The sequence below is a fragment of the Paraprevotella clara YIT 11840 genome (assembly GCF_000233955.1).
GTDB classification, from domain to species: Bacteria; Bacteroidota; Bacteroidia; order Bacteroidales; family Bacteroidaceae; genus Paraprevotella; species Paraprevotella clara.
Genome location: NZ_JH376599.1, coordinates 204,237 through 215,569, shown reverse-complemented (window position 1 = coordinate 215,569; position 11,333 = coordinate 204,237). Strand labels below are relative to the sequence as shown.

8 protein-coding genes and 1 pseudogene are annotated in these 11,333 nt (G+C 51.3%); 2 read left to right on the top strand and 7 right to left on the bottom strand.

Going from position 1 to position 11,333, the window contains the following annotated elements:
- Positions 1-723, bottom strand: a pseudogene (locus tag HMPREF9441_RS09335) (virulence-associated E family protein); the annotation flags it as partial.
- Positions 724-1,109: 386 nt separating this feature from the next.
- On the opposite strand from HMPREF9441_RS09335, the gene HMPREF9441_RS09330 reads away from it, so the two are divergent.
- Together HMPREF9441_RS09330 and HMPREF9441_RS09325 are read left to right on the top strand one after the other, a co-directional pair.
- On the top strand, positions 1,110-1,367 hold the full coding sequence (locus tag HMPREF9441_RS09330) for a hypothetical protein (RefSeq protein WP_008620477.1): 258 nt from the start codon (positions 1,110-1,112) through the stop codon (positions 1,365-1,367).
- Positions 1,364-1,828: a MaoC family dehydratase gene (locus tag HMPREF9441_RS09325; RefSeq protein ID WP_008620475.1), complete on the top strand. Its 465-nt coding sequence runs from the start codon at positions 1,364-1,366 to the stop codon at positions 1,826-1,828. The genes HMPREF9441_RS09330 and HMPREF9441_RS09325 overlap by 4 nt, the downstream gene beginning before the upstream one ends.
- Positions 1,829-2,345: 517 nt before the next feature.
- Here HMPREF9441_RS09325 and HMPREF9441_RS09320 read toward each other — a convergent pair.
- The 6 genes from HMPREF9441_RS09320 to HMPREF9441_RS09295 form a co-directional block, all read right to left on the bottom strand.
- Entirely contained in the window at positions 2,346-4,538 is a 2,193-nt protein-coding gene (locus tag HMPREF9441_RS09320; RefSeq protein ID WP_244949715.1) for an LVIVD repeat-containing protein, read from the bottom strand.
- A 33-nt stretch (positions 4,539-4,571) separates the two neighbouring features.
- Entirely contained in the window at positions 4,572-5,867 is a 1,296-nt protein-coding gene (locus HMPREF9441_RS09315) for a nucleotide sugar dehydrogenase (RefSeq protein WP_008620467.1), read from the bottom strand.
- A 5-nt stretch (positions 5,868-5,872) separates the two neighbouring features.
- On the bottom strand, positions 5,873-7,195 hold the full coding sequence (locus HMPREF9441_RS09310) for a glycosyltransferase family 2 protein (protein ID WP_244949714.1): 1,323 nt from the start codon (positions 7,193-7,195) through the stop codon (positions 5,873-5,875).
- Positions 7,196-7,214: 19 nt separating this feature from the next.
- A complete protein-coding gene (locus HMPREF9441_RS09305; RefSeq protein ID WP_008620465.1) occupies positions 7,215-8,621 on the bottom strand; it encodes a TackOD1 domain-containing metal-binding protein in 1,407 nt (468 codons plus the stop codon).
- 26 nt (positions 8,622-8,647) lie between these two features.
- Positions 8,648-10,141, bottom strand: a complete 1,494-nt coding sequence (locus HMPREF9441_RS09300) for an SPOR domain-containing protein (RefSeq protein ID WP_244949713.1) — start codon at positions 10,139-10,141, stop codon at positions 8,648-8,650.
- 12 nt (positions 10,142-10,153) lie between these two features.
- Positions 10,154-11,333, bottom strand: a 1,180-nt coding sequence (locus HMPREF9441_RS09295) for a hypothetical protein (protein ID WP_008620463.1), incomplete at its 5' end; no start/stop codon positions are given.

Sequence of the window (11,333 nt, the reverse complement as noted above, 5' to 3'; positions counted from 1 at the left end):
AAGGTTGCGGCAGAATGTGGATTTTCCCAATCCTTGCCGCCCACTCACCAATACCGGTGCCACGCTGTTGGCATGGCCGTCCCCCATCCCCATCCACTGCGCGGCCACGGCCAGCATCCATCGGCGGAATCCGCTCACCCACAGCGCACAGTCCGACACGCGCTGTGCCAGTGCGTCGAGACGGTCTTCTCCGTCCCACGGCGGCAGGCGGTCGAAATAATCGCGGAAGGGATGATAGTCGGGCAGGCGGTCGGAGGCCACGAAACGCGACACGTCGCGGTCCCAGCACGGGATGCCCGCCTCGTGGGCGGCGAGGCAGAGGGAGTTGAGGTCGCGTGCCGTGAGGGGGAGGAAAGCGGCCGCATCCTGTCCCTTGGGGCGGAATTCCGCCTGCCCCGTCAGCAGGTTGTGGCGCAGGTCGTAACGCTCTTCCACGAAAGCGGCCAGCCGACGGTCAAGGTGGGCAGGCGCGTTGTCTTTCGCGTCGTGGGCTTCCGCTTTCCGAGAGGGCAAACTCGTGGAGGCTTCCGGTCGCGATTCGGTGACTGTTGTTTCTTCGATATGACCGGTCACGCTTCCGGCAACTCCCAAACGTCCGGCTTTTCTTTTTGATAAATCGCTCCCACTCGGCTGAGCCAAGCGAGCTTGCCTCTGCGCTCGCTTACTCGCGATTTTCTCCGCCCATCGGCGTACAGCCCTTCTTACGATGTGTTTCAGTTCCATGTGCTTCGTTTTTTACGGCAAAGTTAGGGGACGTACGGCGGAAGCTGCGCATTAGTACACGTTTCTGCTCGTTTGTGCACATTTCCGCACATTAGTGCACGTTTGTGCACATTTCTGCGTTTCTCCGTGTCACTCTTCTCCAAAGAAACCGGATAGCCGTCGGATTCGATACTTCCCACATCTTTCCTTCCTCCATACTTTTCCGGAAAATGCCTTTCATCTTTCAGAATACACCGTAACTATCTCAATACAAATCGGATACATCCTGAACTTTCAACCTGTCGTCTTTCAGCCCATGTCAGCTACAAGCTGAGCCGAACGCCGCTTTTCGTTTGGCGCAGATCTGCAAATCATTCGGCTTAGATTGAGAAATCACTCGCCTTAGATTGATTTTCCGTTTGGCGCACAACGGTAGCCGCCCATCACCTGAAAGTGAGCTGAAAGATGGCACCTCCATCCTTCAGGATACTAATATGCTTAAAGCAAGACGTTTACAGCATATCCTGAAAGATGAAAGACTTTTTTCTAAAATTTCCGGAGAGGAAAAGACAAAAAAACAGCCGGATTATTGTCCGGAAACACTTTATTCTGTATATTTGCTTACAAATAACAAATTACATGAACTTAAATCTCAGGAAACATGAGTAAATTAGTAATTAATTCTTTCGAAGATTTTGAAAAATATGTAGGGCAGCCCTTGGGCGAATCGGAATATTTGCAGGTAGACCAGGAACGTATCAACCTCTTTGCCGATGCCACTTTGGACCATCAATGGATTCACACGGACGTAGAACGTGCCCAAAAGGAAAGCCCGTTCAAGAGCACCATCGTACACGGTTATCTGACCCTCTCCCTCCTGCCCTATCTGTGGAACCAGATCATCGAGGTCAACAACCTGAAGATGATGATTAACTACGGTATCGACAAGATGAAATTCGGCCAAGCCGTCCTCAGCGGACAAAGCCTGCGCCTGAGCACAAAACTCGAATCCTTGGCCAACCTGCGCGGTGCCGTCAAGGCCGAAATCAGATTCACGATGGACATCAAAGAGACCGGAAAGAAAGCATTGGAGGGCACGGCTATCTTTATTTATTATTTCAACTGATTACGCAAGGATAGCCGGACGCTTTTTACCGGATACATTTCCGGCATCCGTCCCAAAAAACTGCGGCATTCGTCTCTCTAAAAAAGACAGCCGCAGTTTTTTATGTTCTTTGTTGCAAAAACGCTTCCCTTGCGTCTTCCTTATAAAAACATAGCCCACGCATGAACAAAGAAACCTTCAAACAGACCTACTTACCGTTGTCTGTCTCCATAATGGCGCGTTGGACGACAATGACTTTTTTGTACCAAAGCTGCTTGCACCGGCTACAGTCAAACATATACATAAGGGTTTCTTCATAAAGCAAGCCTTCCTTCCCCAACAGATGAATCAACACCTAATTTGGCGAATGCAAAAAAAGCCCCCTGCGGTTCTGATGGAATGCAGGAGGGCTCTGGCATTTTCGGATCGGTATCTGCCGAAAATCCTTTGACTCAATGAGGTTCATTGCGGTGAGGGAACAGGTAGCCCTCTCTACACAAAGAAGAGGGCTGTATTGATGCATCGCGGCAATGCATTATCACTTCTTCGTTGTCAGCTTGAACACTTGCAGGCCGTTGCGTCCGTAAGCCACGTAGATGTAACCTCCGTCCACTTTCACGTAGTTGGCCGATTTTCCTCCGCTGTGAGTGTAACAAGCCACTACATCCAGTGTCTCCTTATCCAGCACATACAGTCCTTCGCTGCCGTATGCCAGGTAGAGATAACGTTCGTCGTAGTCCATGCCGTTCACGGCTGCGTTGGTGCCCTCCAAGGATAAGCCGCCGTTTTCCATCCCATTGGTGTAGCGTTTGAAGCCGTTCTGTCCCAGGCAGAGGTAGATGTCGTTTCCGTCTGCCTTGCACACGTTCTTGCCGTCCACCGGTTTGATGATGCCATTGTTGAGTGTCAAGGCCGCGTTGGTGAAGTTGTAATCATTGGCACTGTAACGGTTCACCACGGCTGCCGACTGCACATCATTTTGGTCGCCCAGGTTCAGTGTCACAAGGTTGCCCTGTCCGTCCATGTGGATGAACTTGGCTGAACCCGGAGTTTCCACGAAGTTCACCTCTTCCATGTTGTCAGCCTGCAATGTGGCGAAACCGTTCGTGGAGGCCACCTGGTAATAATTTCCGTTGCGCACGATACAGTTGGCATCGTGTACCGGCTCGTTCCCGTTGCCTTTCAGGCGGATTACTTCGAGGCCGTCGGCCTCGCCGGACTGGAACACGCCGTCCTTCAGACCGATGGTGGCAATCAACGCGCCACCCTTGTTGTCCCCACCTACGGTACAGATGCGGTTATTGTCTACAATCAGGTGGTTGAAGTCGCGAGACTCCACGGAACGCATGTACGACAGCAGTGTCACCTGGTCATCGGCCACCCGCATCACTTCTACGCAACCGCTGTAGCCGGGACCTTGCTGGTGATAAGATACATAAGCCTTGTCGTTGTCGGCCATCTGCACGCAAGTGGCCGAGATGTCGTGTGTATGGTCGGGCGAAGTCACGTCGGCGATATGGTCGATGACGATTCCCTCTTCCCCGTCGTTGCCGCCGGGAGTATGGTTGAAGCCAAGCGAGCATTCGGTGGGCGCAATGCTCGTGTTGTCTTGTTCATTTATAAGCACCTGCGATAGGAATTGTATCCCTTCTTGGCTTCCGCTTCCCTGCAGTGTTTCATAGTGCAGGCCCATGTATCCAGTGAAAGTATTTCTCAAATCATTCTGGTTGACGGAGATTTTCTTGGCCTGTACCACGCCGTATTTTCCCTCGTCGCCCGTTACGGAAATATTCACGCTATTAGCGTTTTGGATGCTTAAATCGCCCAACGACATCCAGCATCCGCCGTTCACGCTCAATTTTGAGCCCGAATCAAGTTTCGTTTCGGGCGACTGCAAGTAGCCCAGTACCTTGAAGTCGATTCTGTTGGTCAGATAGAGTCTCTTGCTGATGTAGGCGCTGCACCCTACGGTGACCGTCGAGATGGAGTTCACTTCAAACTCGTCGGCTTCCAGTTTCTCCAAATAAAGGGTCGACTGGTTGTTTATCTGTGCTTTGGTGAACGTTGCCTTTTCTCCCACGAACATGCTCAGGCTGTTGTTGGCATCCAGCACCTGGGCTTCCAAGTTTCCTACGACGCAGAATGTACCGCCTGCTTTCAGTGTTCCCTGACAGGCAAAGTCACCTTTGGTCATGAAGGTGGAACCGGCATTCGTGGTGAAATCCTTGCCGCTCAAAGTGAATGTGCCATAGTTGTAGATTTTGACATTGTTATTCAGCGACAAGTTTGACGGGTAAACCAATGTACCGCCGGGCAGGATGATGAAAGTTCCCTCTCCCCAATAGTTTGTCAAGGTCAATGTGCCTAAAATATAATAGGTGTTCCCGTTCATGTTCACTTGGTCATTGAAATCTTGCCCTGTTTCCAGCACATAAGCCGCATTCGACTGGCAATTCCAATTCTGGTAGCCGTCCATGCTGACGGCATCGGCAGGCACTTCGGGCTGCTCGGGCATTTCGTATGCACCGGCCATGGAGCGTGCAACCGCCTTGGGCGTTTTGAAGTTCGTCACTCGTCCTTCGAAGTCAGCAGGGTTGTTGCTGACGAGGACTTTTTCCAAGGTCTTGCTGGTTTCATCAGACCCTTGTTCCAAATCTGTCTGTTCTTGGCAGGCTGCCAATGGGAGGAGCAATGTCATTGCAAGGCTCCATCCCCACATTGTTTTTTTCATTCTGTTGTTTACTTTCATATAATTAAAAATGGTTTATAAGCGTTTGGTTACTAATTCTCGGTCCAACATTCCTTTGACATCGTAAATGATGCCTCCCGGTCTGGTCATGCCGGACAAGGGCAAACTCCGGAAGCAGTCGTGCGCCACGCCCAGGATGATGGCATCGTACCGATGACCGTTTATCGCCTCCGGGCGGTTGCAAACGTCCAAGCCGTACTCTGCCCGCACTTCTGCCGGGTCTACCCACGGGTCAAGAACCGTGATATGGGGCGTGTACTCCCGAAGCGTGGAAATGATGTCCACAATCCGGGTGTTGCGTATGTCAGGGCAGTTTTCCTTGAAGCTGAAGCCCAGGATTAATATCTGCGCGTTTTTCGCCGTAAGCCCCTGTTTGTTCATCAGGCAAACCACCCGTTCGGCCACGTAGCTTCCCATGGCTGCATTGATGCGGCGTGTTTCTATCAGCAGGCTAGGAGTGACCCCGTGCAGGCGCGCCTCTTCTATCAAATAATAAGGGTCAACGCCAATGCAGTGCCCGCCCACCAGTCCGGGGCGGAAAGGCAGGAAGTTCCATTTGCTGCCCGCGGCTTGCAACACGTCGTTCGTGTCCACCCCAAGCACATCCATGATTTTGGCAATCTCGTTCATAAAGGCGATGTTCACGTCACGCTGGGCGTTCTCCACCACCTTGGCCGCTTCCGCCACCTTGATGGAGGGGGCGCGGTGCGTGCCGTTTTGCAGCACCGAATTGTAGATGAGATCAATGCGGTCGGCTGCTTCGGGGGTGGAGCCGGAGGTGATTTTGACTATCCGTTCCACGGGATGCTCCTTGTCGCCCGGATTAACCCGTTCCGGCGAGTATCCTATGAAAAAGCCTTCGTTCAGCTTCATGCCCGACACGGTTTCGAGGATGGGGGCGCAAAACGTTTCCGTCAAACCGGGATAGACCGTGGATTCGTAAACGACGGTGTCTCCCGGCGAGAGCAGACTGCCAATCAGCCTGCTGGCACTCTCCAAGGGAGACAAGTCTGGCACGTTATGCCGAGTGATGGGCGTGGGCACCGTCACGATATAGACGTTGCAGCCGCGCAGTGCTTCCTTGTCGCAGGTACACACCATGCCCCGACGCAACGCATCCGCAATTTTGCCCGACTCTACTTCCAATGTACAGTCTTCCCCCCTGTTGATTTCTTCAACCCGCAAGGGGTTGATGTCATAGCCCGTCACTGTGTATTTCGTGGCGAGCAGGCAGGCCAGCGGGAATCCCACATAGCCTAATCCGATAATTCCAATTTTATAATCTTCCGTCATAGATGTAATGTATGCCATTCTTATTAAATTTTTTCCAACCTTGCTTCCAAAGATGTTTTGTGTGGGTTCCACGGGTCTTTGTACGAACTGAAGAAGAATATTTCCTTTGTATGTGCCAACAGCCGTGTAACCCGCAGGAAATAGCCGGTGTACAGGCTGCCCAGCAACAGGTAGCCCCCCAGATGGAGTTCCTGCCTTGAGCGTTCGCTAACCAACAGGATGACCGTAAAAGCGATTGCCGCGAATACAAGGCGTATGAGCCAGCCAATAATCAGGATTTCAACCAGATTGTCTGTGTTGCTGAACACCAACGTCACAATGTAAAACACCCAAACGTAGTTGAACACGGAATCGTAGAGGATGCTTTCCATGTTGGAGATGAAGTTCAGAAAGGAGAAATTGCTGGTAGGCTTCAGCACATCCGCATGTTTGCGCATACGGAAACGGACAAGCGACTTCGACCACCTCATACGCTGCTTGAACAACTGGTACCATCTGGCGGGAACGTTGGTCAGGCAAATGGCGTGCTCGGCAAAATGGATGCGATAGCCCGCCTTGCGCAACTTCTGGGTAATGTCCCCGTCCAGTCCGGGACCTATGTCCCATCCGCCCACCTGCCTGAGCGCGGCGGTGTCGAACGCGCCGAAGGCACCCGATATGATGTGGTAAATGCCCAACCAACTGGTCACCATGCGGCCTACTTGGATTGTCTTCAAATATTCAAGAGCCTGTAGAGAGGTGCATATCGTGTCGCGCATGTTGCGCACCTTCACGCAGCCGCCTACTCCTTTTATCTTCGGGTCGTAATAAAACGGTATCAGGATATTTTCAAGGGCGTTGCGGTCCAGCGACGAATCGGCGTCCAGGTGGATGATGTACTTCCCCTTGGCATAATACAAACCGAAATTGGCGGCATTGGCTTTCCCACCACGGATGCCTAAGCGCAAGTAGCGGTCTATGTAGCCCGCTTTCTCCAGGTCGCGGCAAATGAGCGGGGTGGCATCGTCCGAACCGTCGTCCACGACAATAATCTCGAAGTTACGGTAAGTCTGCTCGCGCAATGAACTTACGAGCTTATAGATGTGCGCGCCCTCGTTCTTGCCCGGTGCCAGAATGGTCACCCTGGGATTTTCGATGTAAAGCATCCGGCGTGCCACCTCGCGCTTCTTCCGCCGCTTCTTGTAGGTGAATTTGTACCAGACCACCATGCACACTTCAAGCAAGTAGTAGCGCGGGAACTCCACGAAGAACAGAAACCAATAGGTGGCCAGCAGCATGTGCCAGTTCATGCTCCTCGTGAAAAAACTCACAAGATTGTCGAATATGTGGTATGCACTGTCAAGCATAGGATGTCTTCGTTTGTGTTTATTGTCCGGCATCGTTCAACTTACGGATAAAGGCATGGATGTCCGCCCCTCTCCTGTACGCATATTCCGTAATAGAGTAGTTGCCCGCCCCGTTGTAGTCTTCAAGGAAAAGCTCCATCTCTTCCTTTACGATCCGGGAAACCTTTTTCTGCACCTCTTCGAGTTCGTCCGACTTGGTGATTTGCTGAATGTACAGGTAATTCCCGTCGGACGATATTTTGCAATTGCCAAGCCGCAGGAAAAAGACCCGCAAAAAAGGTATGCACGCCTCCTTGCCCAAGGGGGACTGCATCGCGTCCACCACCCGCAAGCGCAACAAGTAAAACGCATCCTCACCTCCCGGCATGCCCGATATAGCAAAGGCTATCAGGTTTTGCAGGAAGTTGTCATATTCCGTGTAACCCACATAATGGTCGTAGTCCCGCTCTACCTTCACGTTGCCCGTAATGAATGCTTGGACGCCTTCCGGCGTAAACTCGTATTCCACCACATCGTACGGGAAGAGTTCTTCCGTGTTCCACGTCTTTCCGCAATCACCGCAAACCACCTTCATCTTGGGCGTAAGGAAGGTTTCGTTGCAATCCTGGCAGGTATATACCGATGCCGGGCGGTCATAGTCCACACCGATATGACGCAGGAAGTGGCTGCACTTGGGGCAGCGCAATTGCCCGTCGTAAAGATACGTGGATTCGGGGGACACATTCGCGCAACGGAAGTGATGGAGCACGTCTTCCTCGTGGATGTTGGAACTGCGGCACTTGGGACAAGCCTCCGCAAATAGCAGGTGGCTGCCGTAGCAGCCTGGGCAATAGTGCAGGCGGTCGATAAAACGTGTTTGCCGGATATGCCCCATGTTGAGTAATTTCTTCTGGAAGCGGACATGCCGGTCGCCAAAGAAGGTCTCTCCGAACAGCAGGCTCAACTGGAGTGTATAGCCCGATGCGTAAAGGCGTACTGTGGAAGACGTAAAGAAATGCTTTCCCCGTGACAAGTAGAACTGGCACAAAGTTATGAAGAAATCTTCCGTCGTATTGGCCTCGCGCATTTTCGTGGAGATGCCCGACTGGCGGATGCCTTCCAATATGTCTGCAATCTTTTGTGCCATGTTTTCCGATAATGGGCCGTGTGCGAAACCGTCCACGATTTCCCCGTAATGGGCCACACGGTTTTTCAGCTTTCCGGAAAGGAATATCGGTTTCAGCCAGCATTTCGGGAAAAACACGGGCCATACTTTCCTGATGACAGCCATGTTCATTGGGGAAGAAGCGTCGCTGAAATTCACAAAAATGGAATCGAAAGAATCATAAACCAGTTCCTTTTCCTTCTCTATAAATAGCAAACCGTTCACTACCAGGATACGATGCCCACGTTCATTGGTTACTATCTCATAATTTTTCTTGTCCATATTTCATTCCTCCTGCGCTTGCATGTTCATTTTCGTTCTTGTTTCCACAGACAGGCATCCTTGTATTTCGTCGTTTTCCGTACCTCACGCACCAAGGCCGCAGCCTCTGCCTCGGTGGGACAAGAGGCAACAACCACGCGCGAATAAGCACCCGCTTCTATTTTTTTTGCCCTGTCATAACCTTGCTTTCTCAGTTTCTCCACCAAAGCCTCCGCTTCATTTCCATCCTTGAAACATGCTATATGAACATGGTAAAGGGAGCTGCCTTGCAGTGTGTCAGCAACTTCAGAATGCGGTTTTTGGGAAACTGCAAAATCACGTCCCGTTTCGTATGCACGCTGTTGCATGTGTCGCTTTTCACGCCGTTGCCTCAAATATTCTTTGGAAAAATCGAGCAACCCTTCACCGGTCTTGAACCAGATGTATTTCTGCTCTTTTTCCAGGCGTTTGAAGCGGATGTTCGGGATGCGGATGGAAACGGGCAGGTCGGCAGTCAATGCCCAGAAAGGCACAACCTGGCCACCTTCTATCTCAAACACAGCAAGTGGCACCATTGTATTACGGGAGAAAGCGCTTTGCAGGTTGGAAGGCAACTCGCTGGTGCGTACAGCCAGCGTCATCACCTTTGCCCGGAAAGACACTTCATCGTTCACATAGACCTCGGCCTTGCTGTTTATGTTCAATTTGTCCATCTTGTCAATCGGCACATAACCTATGACATACAAGTTGCTCTTGTCCAAATCCAGCATCTGCAATTTCATGATTTCTTCATTGGCCAGTACAATCATGTTCTCTGGCATCTGTATATCGATCACAATGGCGGTGTCCGTGGCAAGACGGTAATGTATCATCGAAGTGTGCCGCCCCGCTGAGGTCATGAGTTCATTCAGCAGGATGGGGGCGTTAATGTCATACATGGAACGGCGTGCGGCTTCCGCTGTGGCATCCCAGGCCTCACGTAGCAACCTTGCTTCCGCCAATTTGGCCTTGTAAGCCTCTCTTGATTCCTTCAACAATCGTTCCAAGTCCAGCTTGTGTGCGTTGTCGCTCAAGCCGAAACTGATGTCATGGTCTTCCAACGCGATCTGGCGTTCCAACTCGCGTATGCGTGTGCGCAACACATTCACCTCTTGCAATGAAACGCCGTAACGTACCCGCATGTTGCGGTCATCCGACACGACTTGCGGCTCCTTGTTCAAATTAATCTGGTCCAACAAGGCATCAAGGTAAAGGTAGGAATACAGCGTGTCGCCGGGCAACACATAATCCCCTATCTCCACGTTGATATTGGATAGGAATATGTCACGGGGTGTTCGTTGCCGATTGACGTCTATTTTCACATAACCGTCCAGTTCCGTATAGGCGACCTTACGGAATATATATAAACAGAGAACCACCCCGATGAATAATAGGATGAGCGTGAAAATAACCTGTTGCTTGGCAATCCTGCGCTTACGTTCCTTCAGGATGTTTTCCAGTTTCTCTTGTTCGCGTGTCGTATCAAATTGAAAATCTTTCATAGGCATTCATGTTCAGAGTTCCACTTCCCGGCAATACAACCATACCGATGTGCCGGTAAGGAATGTCTGCAAGTCGGCAATCAGACAGTCTCGTTGGTAAGCAAGCGAAAGCAACCGTTCCCAACAGTTCAAATAATTGTTGTACTCCTTCAACCGTGCCGGCAGGCTGTAGCCTCCTATACGGTTGCGGTAGGCTTCACCGCGCATGGCCAAGTACTCCTTGAGCTGATGCAGGCGTTGCACCTCTCCCGCCACGGAACGGTTCATGCGCTCGATGTCATTTATTATCATTTGTATGTCTTCCACTACCTTAAGCGACACGGCTTCTTTCTCCGCTATCAATACGTCCTGTTCGGCCTGCAATGTCTTTCGCTTGCGGCGGCTTTCAGCGGAAAGCGGCAAACGAAAACTCACTCCAAGATCCATATTGGACGAGTTCGGAAGCCCTGAGCGGGTATAATAAGAATAACGTATGAATGGACTGAGAGTCGTTGTTCCCCAATAGGTAGTGTTTTTACGGCGTTGTTCCAAGTAATCCATGCGTAACTCCAGTGTACTGAGATCATATTGCGTAGCACGCACTTGAGCCATCAGCTTTGCCGTGTCGACCAACACGATTACGTCCTTGGGATGCGAAAGGTTTGTGGCTGGAACATATTTGCGGTCGATGGTGGCCAAGAGGCGTTCGGCTTCTGCCTTTTCATTGAGTATGTCAAGCAGTTCATCGCTGCTGATTTGCTGTTTACGCAGGAGATAATGCTGGGCGGCACTCAGCAACGAGAGATTTCCGATACGGTGCAGGAGTACCCCGGCAAGCAGGCTGTCATATTGCAAGCGTGATATTTCCTTTTGTTTGTTGGCCCAAAGCCCCAGATTGTCACGAAGATATCTCTTGCGGTCTATTTCTTCTTGGATATGCAGTTCGTTGATGCGGCCTTTACGTTTATAAAGGGAACTTTGGAGAATGTTCCATTCCACTTGAACCTGTATCTTTCCCCGGTAACGGGATACGGCATCGGCATCGTCCAGTCCGAGATTTTCGTCCGGACGGTAATACCCCTGGCCGGAGAACTCCAGCCCGGTAACACTTTTCAATGCCTGTATTTCACTGGCGGTACGCTCGTGCAGTGCTTGGTCAAGCAGGCTGTCCCCCGCATAGGGAAGAGTGCCAAAATAGGCATGACCAATGTGT